The organism is Salinarimonas rosea DSM 21201 (assembly GCF_000429045.1).
In the GTDB taxonomy this organism is placed as follows: domain Bacteria; phylum Pseudomonadota; class Alphaproteobacteria; order Rhizobiales; family Beijerinckiaceae; genus Salinarimonas; species Salinarimonas rosea.
Map to the genome: position 1 here is coordinate 31,287 of NZ_AUBC01000005.1, position 16,650 is coordinate 47,936.

General features: G+C 71.6%; 16 protein-coding genes. 9 read left to right on the plus strand and 7 right to left on the minus strand.

Annotation, left to right across the window (positions count from 1 at the left end):
• The first annotated feature begins 95 nt into the window (after positions 1–95).
• From topA to G407_RS0103880, 4 genes are all read left to right on the plus strand, one after another.
• Entirely contained in the window at positions 96–2,897 is a 2,802-nt protein-coding gene (gene topA, locus G407_RS0103865) for a type I DNA topoisomerase (protein ID WP_029029760.1), read from the plus strand.
• Positions 2,894–3,274: a YkvA family protein gene (locus G407_RS0103870; protein ID WP_029029761.1), complete on the plus strand. Its 381-nt coding sequence runs from the start codon at positions 2,894–2,896 to the stop codon at positions 3,272–3,274. The genes topA and G407_RS0103870 overlap by 4 nt, the downstream gene beginning before the upstream one ends.
• Position 3,275: 1 nt before the next feature.
• On the plus strand, positions 3,276–3,656 hold the full coding sequence (locus G407_RS0103875; protein WP_029029762.1) for a VOC family protein: 381 nt from the start codon (positions 3,276–3,278) through the stop codon (positions 3,654–3,656).
• Between the two features lie 147 nt (positions 3,657–3,803).
• Positions 3,804–5,420 (plus strand): ABC-F family ATP-binding cassette domain-containing protein, encoded by a 1,617-nt coding sequence (locus G407_RS0103880; protein ID WP_029029763.1) that lies wholly within the window; start codon positions 3,804–3,806, stop codon positions 5,418–5,420.
• Here G407_RS0103880 and G407_RS0103885 read toward each other — a convergent pair.
• The 3 genes from G407_RS0103885 to G407_RS0103895 form a co-directional block, all read right to left on the minus strand.
• A complete protein-coding gene (locus tag G407_RS0103885) occupies positions 5,399–5,929 on the minus strand; it encodes a GNAT family N-acetyltransferase (RefSeq protein WP_029029764.1) in 531 nt (176 codons plus the stop codon). The genes G407_RS0103880 and G407_RS0103885 overlap by 22 nt on opposite strands.
• A complete protein-coding gene (locus G407_RS0103890; protein WP_029029765.1) occupies positions 5,926–6,516 on the minus strand; it encodes a helix-turn-helix domain-containing protein in 591 nt (196 codons plus the stop codon). The genes G407_RS0103885 and G407_RS0103890 overlap by 4 nt, the downstream gene beginning before the upstream one ends.
• A gap of 319 nt (positions 6,517–6,835) precedes the next feature.
• The gene (locus tag G407_RS0103895) at positions 6,836–8,008 is read right to left on the minus strand and encodes an isovaleryl-CoA dehydrogenase (protein ID WP_029029766.1); all 1,173 of its coding nucleotides are present in this window, start codon (positions 8,006–8,008) and stop codon (positions 6,836–6,838) included.
• A gap of 97 nt (positions 8,009–8,105) precedes the next feature.
• Between G407_RS0103895 and G407_RS0103900 the strand changes: the two genes are divergently transcribed.
• On the plus strand, positions 8,106–8,579 hold the full coding sequence (locus G407_RS0103900; protein ID WP_029029767.1) for a methyltransferase family protein: 474 nt from the start codon (positions 8,106–8,108) through the stop codon (positions 8,577–8,579).
• Between the two features lie 22 nt (positions 8,580–8,601).
• On the opposite strand, the gene G407_RS0103905 is transcribed toward G407_RS0103900, so the two are convergent.
• Positions 8,602–9,429 (minus strand): glycoside hydrolase family 25 protein, encoded by an 828-nt coding sequence (locus tag G407_RS0103905; protein ID WP_029029768.1) that lies wholly within the window; start codon positions 9,427–9,429, stop codon positions 8,602–8,604.
• 124 nt (positions 9,430–9,553) lie between these two features.
• The gene (mgtE, locus tag G407_RS0103910) at positions 9,554–10,990 is read right to left on the minus strand and encodes a magnesium transporter (RefSeq protein ID WP_029029769.1); all 1,437 of its coding nucleotides are present in this window, start codon (positions 10,988–10,990) and stop codon (positions 9,554–9,556) included.
• Between the two features lie 254 nt (positions 10,991–11,244).
• Between mgtE and G407_RS0103920 the strand changes: the two genes are divergently transcribed.
• Both G407_RS0103920 and G407_RS0103925 read left to right on the plus strand, forming a co-directional pair.
• Positions 11,245–11,502 carry a hypothetical protein gene (locus tag G407_RS0103920; protein ID WP_029029770.1) on the plus strand — a complete coding sequence of 86 codons (258 nt, stop codon included), beginning with the start codon at positions 11,245–11,247 and terminating at the stop codon, positions 11,500–11,502.
• A 172-nt stretch (positions 11,503–11,674) separates the two neighbouring features.
• Positions 11,675–12,238: a glutathione peroxidase gene (locus G407_RS0103925; RefSeq protein WP_029029771.1), complete on the plus strand. Its 564-nt coding sequence runs from the start codon at positions 11,675–11,677 to the stop codon at positions 12,236–12,238.
• A 3-nt stretch (positions 12,239–12,241) separates the two neighbouring features.
• Here G407_RS0103925 and G407_RS25550 read toward each other — a convergent pair whose 3' ends face one another.
• Both G407_RS25550 and G407_RS25555 read right to left on the minus strand, forming a co-directional pair.
• On the minus strand, positions 12,242–13,942 hold the full coding sequence (locus G407_RS25550) for a TRAP transporter large permease (RefSeq protein ID WP_084327293.1): 1,701 nt from the start codon (positions 13,940–13,942) through the stop codon (positions 12,242–12,244).
• Complete coding sequence (locus G407_RS25555) at positions 13,939–14,496, minus strand: TRAP transporter small permease subunit (RefSeq protein ID WP_052340928.1); 558 nt, start codon at positions 14,494–14,496, stop codon at positions 13,939–13,941. Before G407_RS25555 ends, G407_RS25550 begins: the two co-directional genes overlap by 4 nt.
• A 248-nt stretch (positions 14,497–14,744) precedes the next feature.
• Between G407_RS25555 and phnD the strand changes: the two genes are divergently transcribed.
• Together phnD and phnC are read left to right on the plus strand one after the other, a co-directional pair.
• The gene (gene phnD / locus G407_RS0103940) at positions 14,745–15,695 is read left to right on the plus strand and encodes a phosphate/phosphite/phosphonate ABC transporter substrate-binding protein (protein WP_029029772.1); all 951 of its coding nucleotides are present in this window, start codon (positions 14,745–14,747) and stop codon (positions 15,693–15,695) included.
• A 73-nt stretch (positions 15,696–15,768) separates the two neighbouring features.
• Positions 15,769–16,599, plus strand: coding sequence for a phosphonate ABC transporter ATP-binding protein (gene phnC / locus G407_RS25560; protein WP_043538909.1), 831 nt, complete (start codon positions 15,769–15,771; stop codon positions 16,597–16,599).
• Positions 16,600–16,650 lie beyond the last annotated feature (51 nt).

Genomic DNA, 16,650 nt, shown 5'->3' on the forward strand with positions numbered 1-16,650 from the left:
GCCGCGCTCGCCCACTTAGACCCTTCGCGTCGTCGCCCAGGGGCGGCGGCGGCGCGTGCCACGTCTCCGTCGCGCCCGTCCGGGAATCCCCCTCAATGAAAGTCGTCGTCGTCGAGTCGCCCGCCAAGGCCAAGACGATCAACAAGTATCTCGGCCGGGACTACGAGGTCCTGGCGAGCTTCGGCCACATCCGCGACCTGCCGGCCAAGGACGGCTCCGTGGACCCGGAGAACGACTTCCATATGCTCTGGGAGCTCGAGGACCGCGGCGCGAAGCGCCTGTCCGAGATCGCCAAGGCCGTGAAGGGCGCCGACAAGCTCATCCTCGCCACCGACCCGGATCGCGAGGGCGAGGCGATCTCCTGGCACGTGCTGGAGGCGCTCAACGAGAAGCGCGTCCTCAAGGGCATGCCGATCGAGCGCGTCACCTTCAACGCCATCACCAAGGATTCCGTCGCCGCCGCCATGCGCGCGCCGCGCGAGATCGACCAGGCGCTGGTCGACGCCTACCTGGCGCGCCGCGCGCTCGACTATCTCGTCGGCTTCACCCTCTCGCCGGTGCTGTGGCGCAAGCTGCCGGGCTCGCGCTCGGCCGGCCGCGTCCAGTCGGTGGCGCTGCGCCTCGTCTGCGACCGCGAGCGCGATATCGAGAGCTTCGTGCCGCGCGAGTACTGGTCCCTCGTGGCCACGCTCGCGACCAAGGACGGCGGCGTCTTCGACGCCCGGCTCGTCGGCGCGGACGGCAAGAAGATCACCCGCCTCGACATCGGCAACGGTGAGGACGCGGAGCGCTTCAAGAAGGATCTCGACCTCGCCACCTTCTCGGTGTCGACCATCGAGGCGAAGCCGGCCAAGCGCCACCCGCAGCCGCCCTTCACCACCTCGACGCTCCAGCAGGAGGCCTCGCGCAAGCTCGGCATGGCCCCGGCGCAGACCATGCGCGTCGCCCAGCGCCTCTACGAGGGCGTCGAGATCGGCGGCGAGACGGTGGGCCTCATCACCTACATGCGGACGGACGGCGTCGACATGGCGCCCGAAGCCGTGCGCGCCGCCCGCGCCGTGATCGGCCGCGAGTTCGGCGACGCCTACGTGCCCGACGTGCCGCGCAAGTACACGACCAAGGCCAAGAACGCGCAGGAAGCGCACGAGGCCGTGCGTCCCACCGACATGGGCCGCCTGCCCAAGCAGGTCGCGCGCTACCTCGAGCCCGAGCAGGCGCGGCTCTACGAGCTGATCTGGGTGCGCACCATCGCCTCCCAGATGGAATCCGCGCAGCTCGAGCGCACCACGGCGGACATCGCCGCCAAGGTCGGCCCGCGCGTCCTCGACCTGCGCGCCACCGGGCAGGTGGTGAAGTTCGACGGCTTCCTCACCCTCTACCAGGAGGGCCGCGACGACGAGGAGGACGAGGAGTCCGGCCGCCTGCCGCCGATGTCCGCGGGCGATCCCTTGAAGCGCGAGCGCATCGCAGCGACCCAGCACTTCACCGAGCCGCCGCCGCGCTATTCCGAGGCGAGCCTCGTCAAGCGCATGGAGGAACTCGGCATCGGGCGCCCCTCGACCTACGCCTCGATCCTGCAGGTGCTCAAGGACCGCGAGTACGTCACCCTCGACAAGAAGCGGCTATACGCCCACGACAAGGGCCGCATCGTCGTCGCCTTCCTGGAGGCCTTCTTCAAGCGCTACGTGGAGTACGACTTCACCGCCGCGCTGGAGGAGCAGCTCGACCGGATCTCCAACCACGAGATCGACTGGAAGCAGGTGCTGCGCGATTTCTGGCGGGACTTCTCGGCGGCGGTGGGCGATACCAAGGACCTGCGCACGACGCAGGTGCTCGACGCGCTCAACGACTACCTCGCCCCGCACATCTTCCCGCCCAAGGCAGACGGCTCGAACCCGCGCGCCTGCCCGTCGTGCGGCGACGGCACGCTGTCGCTCAAGCTCGGCAAGTTCGGCTCCTTCATCGGCTGCTCGAACTATCCGGAGTGCCGCTATACGCGCCAGCTCTCTGCCGCCTCCGCGGAGGGAGACGCCGAGGGCGGCCAGCCAGGGACACGCGTGCTGGGCAAGGACCCGGAGACCGGCCTCGACGTGACGCTGCGTGACGGGCGCTTCGGCCCCTTCATCCAGCTCGGGGAGGCCGACGGCGACACGAAGCCCAAGCGCTCCTCGCTGCCCAAGGGGCTCGCGCCGTCCAGCGTCGATCTGGAAATCGCGCTCAAGCTGCTCTCCCTGCCGCGCGAGGTGGCGAAGCACCCCGAGACCGGCGAGCCGATCAAGGCCGGCATCGGACGCTTCGGCCCCTATGTGCAGCACGGCAAGACCTACGCCTCGCTCGGGCGCGACGACGACGTGCTGGAGATCGGCGCCAACCGGGCGATCGACCTGATCGTCGCCAAGGAGAGCGGCGCCGGCGGGCGGCGCGGCGGCGATCCCGGGCGGCCGCTCGGGGAGGATCCCGAGAGCGGCAAGCCGATCGTGGTCAAGGCCGGCCGCTACGGCGCCTACGTCACCGACGGCAAGACCAACGCCACCTTGCCCAACGGCACGGAGGCTGACGCCGTGACGCTGGCCGAGGCGCTGCCGCTGCTCGAGGCGCGTCGCGCCGCCGGCGGGACGAAGAAGGCGTCCGCGCGCAAGGGAAGCGGGAGCAAGGCCTCCGGCGGCAAGGCGGGCGCGGCGAAGACGACGCGCAAGAAGGCGGCGGCGGACGGTGAAGCCGGCGAGGCGCCGGCGAAGAAGGCCGCGAAGCCGGCGGCGGCCAAGAAGACCGCGACGAAGAAGACCGCGACGAAGCCCGCCGCGCCGAAAAAGGCGGCGGCGAAGAAGCCTGCCGCGAAGACGCCCGCAGCCGACGTCGTGGAGGCTCCGCCGCGCGCGCGCAAGGCGGCCTCGTGAGCCTGCGCGACGGCGCCCGCCGTATCCGTGCGGACCTCGCCACCCTGGCGCGGGCCGTGCGCGATCCGCACGCGCCGCGCTCGGCGAAGTTCCTCGCCGCCGCCATCGTGCTCTACATCGTGAGCCCCCTCGACCTGGTGCCGGACTGGAACGCGGTCACCGGGCTCGGCGACGATCTCCTCGTCGTCGTCGGCGGCCTCGCCGGGCTGCACCGGCTGATCCCGCCCGAGCAGCTGGCCGATCACCGTGCCCGCGTCGAGGCCGGCCGGCCGCCCCTGCCGCGGGGCCGCGCGCGTCCCCTCGCCGGAGCCGTGATGTGGCTCGTGGCGCTCACCGCGCTCGCCTGGTGGGGCTTCGGCTGGATCGCGGGGGCGTGAGATGCGCCTCGCGCTGGTGACGCTCGTCGTGCCGGACTACGATGCCGGCCTCGCCTTCTTCGTCGCGGGCCTGGGCTTCTCCCTCGTCGAGGACACGCCGCTCTCGCAGACCAAGCGCTGGGTCGTGGTGCGCCCGCCCGGCGGCGGCTCGGACATCCTCCTCGCCCGCGCCGCGACGCCGACCCAGGCCGCCCGCATCGGCGGCCAGACCGGCGGGCGCGTCGCCTTCTTTCTCCACACCGACGATTTTCCCCGCGACCGCGCCCGAATCGAGGCTGCCGGCGGGCGGTTCCTCGAGGCCCCGCGGCGGGAGGACTACGGGGTCGTGGCGCAGTTCGCGGACCCGTTCGGCAACGTGTGGGACCTTGTGGAGCCGGGGTGACGCCGCCCGGCCGGGCCGGGCGACCTTGCACATCCACCCGGAACACACTACGTGCGTGCCTCGATCGAAGAGCCAGGAGATCCTTCGTCATGGACACGCGCCTCGCCACCTCCACCCCCTCGGTGCCGCTGCGAGACGTTTCGTGCCATGCCTGCCTCGATCAGCCTCTCCAACCTGTCCTTCGCCACGCCTCGCGGTGAGGCCGTCCTCACCGCGCTGAACCTCGATCTCGGTGGCGAGCTCACCGGCATCGTCGGTCGCAACGGCACGGGCAAGACGACGCTGCTGCGGCTCGTCGCCGGCGAGCTTCCGCCGACGAGCGGCTCGGTGCGGGTGTCCGGCACGCTCGGCGTCCTTCGCCAGGAGGTGCCCGCGAGCGACGCCGGCACGATCGCCGACCTGCTCGGCACCGCGACGCAGCTCGCGCTGATCGATCGCGCCGAGCGAGGCGAGGCCGGCATCGACGAGCTGGCGCAGGCCGACTGGACGCTGCCGGGACGGATCGAGATCGCCCTCGCCCGTTGCGGCCTGGCGATGGACCCGCGCACGCCGCTCGCCCGCCTGTCCGGCGGCGAGCGGACGCGAGCGGGGCTCGCGGCGCTGGTCTTCGCCGACCCGGATTTCCTGCTCCTCGACGAGCCGACGAACAATCTCGATGAGGACGGGCGTCGCGCGGTGATCGAGCTCCTGCGGAGCTGGCGCAAGGGAGCGCTGGTCGCCAGTCACGACCGCACGCTCCTCGGGCACATGGACGCCATCGTCGAGCTGACCTCGCTGGGCGCGAGCCGGTACGGCGGTGGATACGAGGCCTTCCGCACCGCCAAGGACGCCGCGCTCGACGCCGCCCGCCGCGATCTCGCCGACGCGGAGAAGGCGATCGCGGAGACGCGCCGCAAGGCGCGGCAGGTGGCCGAGCGGAAGGCGCGCAAGGACGGCGCGGGGCACCGGTCGCGGGCGAAGGCAGGGCAGCCGAAGATCCTGCTCGATGCCGCCAAGGAACGCTCGGAAGCCTCCGGCGGCGCCAATACGCGCCTGCGCGATGCGCGGCTGGAGGAAGCGCTCACGGCCGGCGCGGCCGCGCGCGAGCGCATCGAGGTGCTCCAGCCCTTGCGGATGGATCTCCCCTCCACCGGGCTCGCGCGGAACAGGGTGGTCCTCCAGCTCGAGGGCGTGCGCGCCGGCCACGACCCCGATCGGCCGGCCATCGCCGACCTCGCCCTGACGCTCACCGGACCGGAGCGGCTCGCGGTCGTGGGCCCGAACGGCAGCGGCAAGACCACGCTCCTCCAGGTCGTCACCGGCGCGCTGGCGCCGCTCGCGGGACGGGTCGAGATGCGCGTGCCCTTCGCGCTCCTCGACCAGCACGTCCACCTGCTCGACCCCGACCTGTCGCTGCGCGAGAACTTCCGGCGCCTGGATCCGCATGCCGACGAGACCGGATGCCGGGCCGCTCTCGCGCGGTTCGGCTTTCGCGCCGACGACGGGCTGCGGCGCGCCGGCGACCTCAGCGGCGGGGAGTGGCTGCGCGCCGGGCTCGCCTGCACGCTCGGCCGATCCGAGCCGCCGGCGCTTCTCGTGCTCGACGAGCCGACGAACCACCTCGATCTCGACGCCACCGAGGCGCTCGAAGCGGCGCTGGCGTCCTACGACGGGGCGCTGATCGTCGTCAGCCACGACGAGACGTTCCTCGCACGCGCCGCGATCGACCGAACGCTCGAGCTCGGGCCGGCCGGGGCGACGCTTCAGCCCCGCAGGTCCTTGTAGAACAGCTTCGTCGCCCCGAGCCCGCCCTGCGGCCACAGCGCGAAGTCCGGGATGACGCCCACCGGCACCCAGCCGCCCCGCGCATAGAGCCGGTCGGCGGCGGTGCCGGGGACCGTGTCGAGGACGAGGAGCCAGAGGCCCGCCGCCAGCGCCTCGCGCTCGGCGGCGGCCAGGAGGGCGGCGCCGATGCCCCTCCCCTGCGCCCGCGGATGGACGAGCATCTTGGCGAGGTCGCCGCGATGGGGCTGGTTCGGCTTGCCGGAGGCACAGACCTGGACCGTGCCGAGCGCCCGGCAGTCCCCGTCCTCCGCGACGATCAGGATCGTCCCGCCCGCCGCGACGTCCTCCGCGACGCCGCGCCAGAAGGCGAGCGCCGCCTCGCGGGGCGTGTCCGCCATCAGCGAGACGGAGGCGCCGTCGGCGACGCAGGCGCGGTGGATGTCCGTGAGCGCGTCGCAGGCGGCGCGCGCGTCGTCGGCGCCGAGGCGGCGGATGGAGAACGCGGTCATGCTGGAGGCGTCCCTCGGGCGGGCAGGCGCGAGAGCACGACCGCGTAGCGGGCGGGCGTCTCGCCGGGATTGTGGAAGGCGATGGGGGCGTCGAGGCGCACGAACAGGCAGTCACCGGCCGCGAGCCGCGTGGTCTCGCCACCGATCGTCAGCTCGAGGCTGCCCTCGAGGAGCCAGACCTGCTGGGCGATGCCGTGCCAGCCGAGCGCGTTGTCGAGGACGACGCGCCCGCCCGGCGGGAAGGTCACGTCGACAATCTCGGCGGCGCCCCTGGCCGCGGGCGGCGAGACGTTGCGACGAACATAGCCGCTCTGCGGGTCCGTCCAGGCGGATTGATCCGCCGCACGGGAGAGCGGGGAGCCGCCATCGTTTCCCTCCCCCGCATCGGCGAACAGCGACGCCACGCTCGTGCCGAGCCCCGCGGCCAGGCGCGCGAGCAGCGCCGCGGTCGGGCTCGACTCCCCGCGCTCGATCTTGGACAGGGCCGCGCGCGACACGCCCGACGCCTCGGCCAGCGCGTCGAGCGTCATGCGTTGCGCGTGCCGGGCGGCACGAATGCGGTCGGCGAGGGCTGCGGTCGATTCCATGATGTGAGAATATTTCTCTCATCATGGAAGTCAAGCAACGACTGTCATCCCGGATTGCGAAGCAAGTCCGGGACCCGGAGACACGGGTGCTCGTGGAGCGGCGCGCCAGCGCCGTGGCGGGCATGGCCTCCGGCAGCGTCCGTGGACGCGCGCGCTCCCGCGCACGATGAGAGACACACCCGCGGATCTAGGCCCCGGGCCCGCTTCGCGACCGGGGGTGACAACCCCTGTCATCCCGGATTGCGAAGCAAGTCCGGGACCCGGAGAAACAGGTGCTCGTGGAGCGGCGCGCCGGCGCCGTGGCGGGGACGGCCTCCCCTCAAGCCGTCTTCTCGAACAGCTCCCGCCCGATCAGCATGCGCCGGATCTCGCTCGTGCCGGCGCCGATCTCGTAGAGCTTGGCGTCGCGCAGGAGGCGTCCGGTCGGGTACTCGTTGATGTAGCCGTTGCCGCCGAGCAGCTGGATCGCGTCGAGCGCGATCTGGGTGGCGAGCTCGGCCGCGTAGAGGATCGCGCCGGCGGCGTCCTCGCGGGTGGTGCGGCCGCGGTCGCAGGCCTTGGCCACCGCGTAGACGTAGGCCTTGGCGGCGTTCATGCGAACATACATGTCCGCGACCTTGCCCTGGACGAGCTGGAACGTGCCGATCGGCTGGCCGAACTGCTTGCGCTCGTGGACGTAGGGCATGACGATGTCCATCGCCGCCTGCATGATGCCGAGCGGCCCCGCCGCCAGCACGGCGCGCTCGTAGTCGAGGCCCGACATCAGCACGCGCACGCCCTTGCCCACCTCCCCGAGCACGTTCTCCTCGGGAACCTCGCAATCCTCGAACACGAGCTCGCAGGTGTCCGAGCCGCGCATGCCGAGCTTGTCGAGCTTCTGGTGCGTGGAGAAGCCCTTCATGCCCTTCTCGATCAGGAAGGCAGTGATGCCCTTCGGGCCGGCGTCCGGGTCGGTCTTGGCATAGACGACGAGCGTCTCGGCGATGGGGCCGTTCGTGATCCACATCTTGGTGCCGTTGAGGACGAAGCGGTCGCCCTTCTTGTCCGCGCGGGTGCGCATCGACACCACGTCCGAGCCCGCGCCCGGCTCCGACATCGCGAGCGCGCCGACGTGCTCCCCGGAGATCAGCTTGGGCAGGTAGCGCTCCTTCTGCGCCTTGGTGCCGTTGCGGCCGATCTGGTTGATGCACAGGTTCGAGTGGGCGCCGTAGGACAGCCCCACCGAGGCGGAGGCACGCGAGATTTCCTCCATCGCCACGACATGCTCGAGATAGCCGAGCCCGGTGCCGCCGTCCTCCTCGGCGATGGTGATGCCGTGGAGCCCGAGCGCCCCCATGGGGAGCCAGAGGTCGCGGGGGAACTGGTTCGTCCGGTCGATCTCCTCGGCGCGCGGGGCGATGGTCTCCTGGGAGAAGGCGGCGACGGTCTCGCGGATGGCATCGGCGGTCTCGCCGAGATCGAAGTCGAAGGCGGGTGCGGCGTTGGGGATCATGGCGGGCGCTCCTCGCGCGATTGGTGTTTGCCGCGTTATATCAGGCAGGTGTGGCGTGTCACCGGTCCGGTGGTCGCGCCCGACGAAGGGAAGAGCGATGAGCCAGGCCGCGAACGACACCCCCAACCGCTGGCCCTGGCCGCCGATCGTCTACTTCCTGGCCATCGTCGGCGGCTTCCTGATCGAGCGGAACCTGGTCCCCACGAGCCACGGCGGCGGCATGGCGCTCGGCGTGCTCGGCGTCGTCGCGATCCTCGGGGGGCTCGGGCTCGACCTGTGGACGGCGTGGACCTTCTCGCGGGCGCGCACCACCATCATGCCGCACAGGGGCGCGAACGCGCTCGTGACGTGGGGGCCGTTCCGGTTCTCGCGCAACCCGATCTACGTCGGCAACACGCTGCTCACCGCCGGGCTCGGCCTCGTCTTCGACAACCTCTGGCTCGTCGGCTTCGCCGTCGTGGCGGCGCTCCTCGTGCAGAAGCTCGCCATCGAGCGCGAGGAGGCGCACCTCGCGCGCCGGTTCGGGGCCGAATGGGAGGCCTACGCGGCGCGGGTGCGGCGCTGGCTGTGACGCCGGCTCACGCGCCCGTCCTCTAGACGCCCTTGTCGCGGCAATAGCCGAAGGGCTCGAGGCGCGGCCGATCGCGCGGGTCGCAGTCGCTGGCGAGGAACTGCTCCCATTCGCGCTCGCTGCCGTAGAAGGCGTTTCGGTCGACCTCGCCGCGCACGCCCGGCACCGTGCCGGTCTGGGTCCATTGCCAGAAGGCCCAGCGCCGGTCGCGGTAGCGCTCGTGCGGCTCGGCGGCGACCGAGCGCAGCCAGAAGGTGGCGTCGAAGTTCTCGCCCTCGAGCACGTCGCGGTGGAAGTTGATGTCGGTGTAGATGATCGGCAGGCGGCCGTAGTGCTGGTGCAGCATGGAGAGGATGATGCGCGTCTTCTCCAGCGCCTCCTCGCGCGGCACGCGGCGCGTGCACAGGCGCGAATTGTTGTTCCACTCCATGTCGAGCACCGGCGGCAGCATGTCCGGCTCGTTGGGCACGTTGTCGATGAACCATTGCGCCTGCTCGTGCGCCGGGCGGCACCAGAACACGAAGTGGTAGGCGCCACGAGGGATCCCGGCGCGGCGTGCGCCCTCCCAGTTCCGGCGGAAGTTCGGGTCGACGTGGTCGCCGCCCTCGGTCGCCTTGATGAAAGCGAACTTCGTGCCGGCGTTGCGCACCCGATCCCAGTCGATGTCCCCCTGCCAGCGCGAGACGTCGATGCCGTGCACCGGCAGCGAATGGACCCGCCGCACCCCGGGATGCGGGTCGTTGTCGCCCTTGGCCGGGTAGAAGTCCGGCGCGAGCGAGCAGCTCGCCACGGCGAGGCCGAGGGCGAGCGCGGCGAGGCGAGCGAAGGCGCGGGCGGACGCGAAGGGCATGGGGCTTTCCGGACGGGGACGCACGGCGCCGAGGATTCGTTCGGCGATCCCTACGATCCGGTAAACAGGATAGCGTCACGGCCCGGAAATGCGAGCCTGCGACGATGCTTCCGCCCCGTCGCGCTCAGATCCCGAACCAGGCGCTCGCGATCCCGAGGAAGGCGAAGAAGCCGACGACGTCAGTCACCGTCGTCACGAACGGGCCGGACGAGACCGCGGGATCGATCTTGAACCGGTCGAGCAGGAGCGGGATGACGATCCCGCCGAGCGCCGCCGAGACGAGCGTGATCACCAGCGCGAGCCCGATCACCGGCCCGAGGCTCGGCAGGTCGAACCAGACCGCCGCGACGATCCCCATCACGACGGCGAAGGCCGTGCCGTTGAGGAGGCCCACGACCATTTCGCGGCGCACGATGCGCATGGCGTTGGCGCGGCTGAGCTGGCGCGTGCCGAGCGCACGCACCGCGACCGTCATCGTCTGCGTGCCGGCGTTGCCCCCCATCGAGGCGACGATCGGCATCAGCACGGCCAGCGCCACCATCTGCTCCAGCGCGTCCGCGAAGACGCCGATCACGACCGAGGCGAGGATCGCGGTGAGCAGGTTGACGAACAGCCAGGTGAAGCGCGAACGGGTGATGTACCAGACCGAGTCCGAGAGCTCCTCGTCCGCCTTGACGCCGCCCAGCGCCTTGATGTCGGCGTCGGCCTCCTCCTCGAGCACGTCGACGATGTCGTCGACGGTGATGACGCCCACCATCCGCCCGGCGGCGTCCACCACCGCGGCGGAGACGAGGTTGTAGCGCTGGAAGACGCGCGCCGCCTCCTCCTGCGTGTCGGTGGCGAGGATGGCGTACTCGGCCGGGTTCATGATCTCGGCGATGCGCTTGGGGCGCTGCGTGCGCAGGATGCGGTCGAGCGAGACCGCGCCCTTGAGCCGCACCGTGGGGTCGACGACGTAGATCTCGTAGAAGGTCTCCGGCAGGTCCTGGCTCTCGCGCATGAAGTCGATCGTCTGCCCGACCGTCCAGAACGGCGGCACGGCGATGAACTGCGTCTGCATGCGCCGGCCGGCCGCGTCCTCCGGCAGGTCCAGCGAGCGCTGCAGCGCCGCCCGCTCCATCACGGGAAGCTGCTGCAGGATCTCGAACTTCTCCTCGTCGTCGAGGTCCTCGAGGATGTAGACGGCGTCGTCGATGTCGAGCTCGCGCATCCCCTCGACGACGAGCGCGGTGGGCAGCTCGCGCAGGAGCGCGACGCGGATCGTCTCGTCGACCTCGGTGAGCGCGGTGAAGTCGAGATCCGGCCCGAACAGCACCATCAGGGCGAGACGCTCCTCCTGGTGGAGCGCCTCGATCAGATCGCCGAGGTCGGACTCGTGCAGGTCGCCGACGAGGGCCCGCAGGCGCTCGGAGTCCTCCCCCTCCAGCGCCTCGCGCACGGCGTCCACGAAGGCACGGGAGACGCCGCCGTGCTCCTCGTCGCGGAAGACGGGCGGCGGCGCGGGCTCCGACGGGCCGAGCGGCGCCGTCTCGGGCGCGAGCGTGTCGTCGGCCTCTGCCATGCGCCACTCCTTACGCGATTCGGGGGATGCGCCCGAGTTCTAGGGTCGCGCGCCCCGGCTGGCAACGCTCTCGCGGCGCCCCGGCTCCCGGCGCGGCGTGCCGCGATCGGCCGGGCGATCCGCGCTGCGACGGATCTCGTCTCGTTTACCTCGTCGTGCTAGCGTCATCGAGAAGCAAGAAGATCGACCGATCGGGGTGGGCGACGCGCGAGGCCACGGGGCGGGAGACCGCCGCCGTCAGGGTGGAGGAGGTCATGAGGACGATCCCGTCGAGCCGCCGCGGCGATGCACGTGCGCGATCCGCGCGGGCGCCCGATCTGCGCATCGAGACCAGGGCCGTAGCGCTCGACGCGCACGCCTCCCACCTCAAGCGCGCCGCACAATCGGCGGGCGAGGCCTTCGCCTGGAGCGCCGAAGAGGTCGCGCCGGCGCCGCGCGGCTACGGCGCGACGACGGCGATCTGGCTGGCGCTCGGCGCAGTGGCCGGGGTGGGTCTCTGGGTCGCGCTCTGAGGAGCCGGTCGTCGGGTTGGCGGCGGGGCGCTCCGCGCCATCTCCATCGTGCCGTCGCCGCAGGGCGGCGCCGTCCTGGAGATGCCTCGGGAGGTTCCCCGTGCCGAAACGGTTTCGCGCGTCCCGCGCCCTCGCCCCGGCCTGCGCCGGCCTCGTTTCGGCGCTCGTCCTCGTGCTCGTCCCGACACCCGCCGCGACGACGCTCGCGGCGCGGGCCGCCGACGGGGAGCCCCGAGAGGCCGCGCCCGTCTCGCGTCCCACGGCCCACGTCTTCTCCTTCGACGCCATCGACGGCGGGCGCATCGATCTCGCCGACTTCCGCGGGCGGCCCATCCTCGTCGTCAACACGGCCTCGCGCTGCGGCTTCGTGAACCAGCTGGCGGGCCTGCAGACGCTGCACGAGCGCTACGGGCCGCGCGGGCTCGTCGTGCTCGGCGTGCCGTCGAACGACTTCCGCCAGGAGCTGGCCGACGAGGCCGCCATCGCCGCGTTCTGCGAGGGCACCTACGGGGTGACCTTCCCGCTCGCCGCGCGCACGCGCGTCGTCGGCGAGGCGGCACACCCGTTCTACGCCTGGGCCGCCCGCGAGCGCCCGGGCGAGGCGCCGCGCTGGAACTTCCACAAGTACCTCGTGGGCCGGGACGGCACGATCGCCGCGACCTTCTTCACGCCCACCGAGCCGACGGACCCGCGCATCCGCGCCGCGATCGAGCGCGCCCTGCGCGAGGGCGCGTGACGCTCACTGCGGCGCAGGCGGCGGCGGCGCGAAGCTCGGCATCTGCGGCGGGCCGAAGCCGGGGCCGGGCCCGAAGCCGCCCCCTCCCCCGTCGCCGAGCCCCGGCATGATCAGCCGGTCGAGCCGCTCGCGCACCTGGTCCTCGTCGAGGACGGGCGCGTCCGAGCGGTAGTGCGTCACGAGGCCGGGCGCGAGGTAGACCACGACGATCATCAGGACCTGGATCGCCACGAAGGGGATCACGCCGCGATAGATCTCGAGCGTGTCGACCCCGCGCACGCGCGCGCCGGTCACCTTGTCCTCGTACTCCCCGCTCGGCGTCACCGAGCGCAGGTAGAACAGCGAGAATCCGAACGGCGGCGTCAGGAAGGAGGTCTGGAAGTTCACCGCGAGCAGCACCCCGAACCAGACGAGATCGATGCCCAGCGCCTGCGCCGGCGCCACCAGCAGCGGCACGAGGATGAAGACGATCTCGAAGAAATCGAGGAAGAAGCCGAGGAAGAACACGGTGAGGCCGACGAAGAGCAGGAAGCCCGCCTCCCCGCCCGGCAGGGCGAGCAGAAGGTCCTTCACCCAGATGTGGCCGCTCACCCCGTAGAAGGTCAGCGAGAACACCCGCGCGCCGATCAGCACGAACATGACGAAGGCCGACAGCCGCAGCGTCGATTCCGCGGCCTCGCGGCCGAGCCGCAGCGACAGCCGCCCCTTCATCGCGGCGAGCGCGAGCGCGCCCACGGCACCCATGGCGCCGCCCTCGGTCGGCGTGGCGAGGCCGACGAAGATCGTGCCGAGCACGAGGAAGATCAGCGCCAGCGGCGGCACCAGGACGAGCGTCACCTGCTCCGCGAGGTAGGAAAGCACGCCGAGCTCGAGGCGCCGGTTCACCCAGGCCACGGTGAAGGCGAGGAGCACGCCCACCGCGGCGCCCCAGACGTAGGGCGCCTGCTCGACGCGGCCCGCGAACCACGCCGTGGCGCCCCAGCCGACGGCGATCGCGACTGCCGCGAGGACGAGGAGCGAGGCGATCCCCTGGCCGAGCCGGCGCGCCTCCTTCGGCAGCGGCGGCGCCATCGCGGGGCGCAGCAGCGTGTCGATGAACACGTAGAGCGCGAAGCAGGCCGTGAGCATCAGCGCCGGCAGCATGGCGCCGGCATACATGTCCCCCACCGAGCGGCCGAGCTGGTCGGCGAGCACGATCAGCACGAGCGAGGGCGGCAGGATCTGCGCGAGCGTGCCCGAGGCCACGATCACGCCGGTGGCGAGGCGCCGGTCGTAGCCGTAGCGCAGCATGATCGGCAGCGAGATCAGCCCCATCGAGATCACGGCGGCGGCGACCACCCCCGTCGTCGCCGCGAGCAGCGCGCCGACGAAGATCACGGCGTAGGCCAGCCCGCCGCGGACCGAGCCGAAGAGCTGGCCCATCGTGTCGAGCAGGTCCTCGGCCATGCGCGAGCGCTCGAGCACGAGGCCCATGAAGGTGAAGAAGGGAATGGCGAGGAGCGTCTCGTTCGCCATCGCGCCGTAGACCCGGTCCGGCAGCGCCTGGAAGAAGCCGGGCGCGAACAGGCCGAGCTCGATGCCCAGGAACCCGAAGCCGAGCCCGAGCGCCGCGAGCGAGAAGGCGATCGGGTAGCCGAGCAGCATGAACAGGACGAGCGAGCCGAACATGATCGGCGCGAGGTTGTCGACGAGGAAGGCGCTCATGCGGTGAGCCCCGATCCCGGCGCCCCGCCGGCACCGTCCTCGCCCTCGGGCAGCGCCCCGCGCAGGACGGCGATCTTCTTCACGAGCTCGGAGATCCCCTGCGCCAGCAGCATCGAGAAGCCGAGGAGCACCAGGATCTTCGCCGGCCACAGCGGCAGCCCGCCCGCGTTCGGCGAGACCTCGCCCGTGCGCCAGGAGAGCAGGAAGAACGGCACGGCCGTGATCACGTGGACGAGCGCGAAGGGGATCAGGAACAGCGCGTGGCCGACGACGTCGATCCAGCCGCGGGTGCGCGGCGCCAGACGCGAGGACACGACGTCGATGCGCACGTGCTCGTTCCGCTTCAGGGTCCAGGAGGCGCCGAGCAGGAACACGGCCCCGAACAGGTACCATTGCGCCTCGAGCCAGGCGTTCGAGGAGAGCGAGAAGGCCTTGCGCGAGATCGCGTTGCCGGCCGAGATCACCACCGCCGCGACGACGAGCCAGGCCGCGAGCCGCGCGATGCGTTCGTTCAGGGCGTCGACGAGGCGCGCGAGGCGCAGGGCGAAGGCCATCGAAGCGGGCTCCCGGGCTCGCGGGGGCGGCCCGTCCCCGGCTTCTAGCCGAATGCGTCGGCGACGCAAGCGAGCGCTTCCCGCCGCGACGGGGGGCGACGCGCCGCGAAGTGACCGCGCACACGTGTCTTGCTCTTGTCACGCCACCGTCATGCGCGGAAACTAGGCCGTACCAAGAGCCGCACGGGACGTCGCGCGAGCCGCGCGCGGCGCCGGTGAACGGCCGCAATCGACAGGGGGTCACGCCGATGTTCTTCCGCACCTTCGCCGCCGCCGCGGCGCTGCTCGTCGCGACGGGCGCCGCCCAGGCCGAGTTCACGCTCGGCGACCGCTTCACCGACGCCGACGGCGACCTGATCGCCGACATCCCGAGCGATCCGTCTCAGCTGATCGATCCCGGCACGCTGATCTTCGCCTACACCCCCGTCGAGGACCCCGCGGTCTACGCGGAGGTCTGGGCCGGCTTCCTCGAGCATCTCGAGGAGGCGACCGGCAAGGACGTGCAGTTCTTCCCCGTCCAGTCGAACGCCGCCCAGATCGAGGCGATGCGCGCCGGGCGCCTGCACATCGCGGGCTTCAACACGGGCTCGAACCCGCTCGCCGTCGCCTGCGCGGGCTTCCGTCCCTTCGCCATGATGGCGGCGGCGGACGGCTCCTACGGCTACGAGATGGAGATCATCACCTATCCGGGCTCGGGCATCGCGAGCGTCGAGGACATCCGCGGCAAGCAGATGGCCTTCACCTCGGAGACGTCGAACTCCGGCTTCAAGGCGCCCTCGGCCCTGCTCGCCTCGGAGTTCGGCATGACGGCCGGCACCGATTTCGAGCCGGTCTTCTCCGGCGCCCACGACAACTCCATCCTGGGGGTCGCCAACAAGGACTACCCGGCCGCGGCGATCGCCAACTCGGTCAAGGCGCGCATGCTGGACCGCCAGGTCGTCACCGAGGATCAGCTCGAGGTGATCTACACCTCGCAGACCTTCCCGACGACGGGCTACGGCGTGGTCCACAACCTCACGCCCGAGCTCCAGCAGCAGATCCGCGACGCGTTCTTCTCCTACGACTGGGAGGGCAGCGCGCTCGCCGAGGAGTTCGGCCGCAACGGCGAGGACCAGTTCATCGAGATCTCCTTCCAGGAGGACTGGGCCGTCATCCGCCAGATCGACGAGGCCAACGGCGTCGAGTACACCTGCAACTGATCTCCGGCGTGGGAGAACGGCGACGCGCCGCCCGCCGGCCGCGCGTCGCCCGCCGTGAGGGGGGACGATCGACATGCTGCGCGTCGAGGGCCTGACCAAGCGCTACAAGACCGGCGACAGGGCCCTGACGAACGTCTCGTTCGAGGTCCCGTCCGGCCAGGTCGTCGGGCTCATCGGCCCCTCGGGCGCCGGCAAGTCGACGCTCATCCGCTGCGTGAACCGTCTGGTGGAACCCACTGGCGGAAAGGTGTTCCTGGGCGATCGCGAGATCACCCGCATCGGCCGGGGCGAACTGCGTCGCGTGCGCCGGCGCATCGGCATGATCTTCCAGGAATACGCGCTGGTCGAGCGGTTGACCGTAATGGAGAACGTGCTCTCCGGCCGCCTCGGCTACGTCCCGTTCTGGCGCTCCTTCCTGCGGCGCTTCCCGCAAGCGGACGTCGACAAGGCCTTCGCGCTGCTCGAGCGCGTCGGGCTCACCGACCACGTCGACAAGCGCGCGGACGCGCTCTCCGGCGGCCAGCGCCAGCGGGTCGGCATCGCGCGCGCCCTCGAGCAGGATCCCGAGCTCCTGCTCGTCGACGAGCCCACGGCCTCGCTCGACCCGAAGACCTCGCGCCAGATCATGCGGCTGATCTGCGAGATCTGCCGCGAGCGCCGGCTCCCGGCGATCATCAACATCCACGACGTGCTCCTCGCCAAGATGTTCGTCGACCGGATCGTCGGGCTGCGCGCCGGCGAGGTCGTGTTCGACGGCACGCCCGAGGCGCTCGACGAAGCCGCGCTGACAGCGATCTACGGCTCGGAGGACTGGCAGGCGATGCGCAAGGACGCGGACGAGACGGCCAGGGACGCCGCCGACGCCGCCGGCTTCGAGGCGCGCGCGAGAGCGGGCGCGGCATGAGCGCGCCCTCCCCGCTCGCCGCGAGCTCCGCGGTCGCCGGGCGGCGCTGGC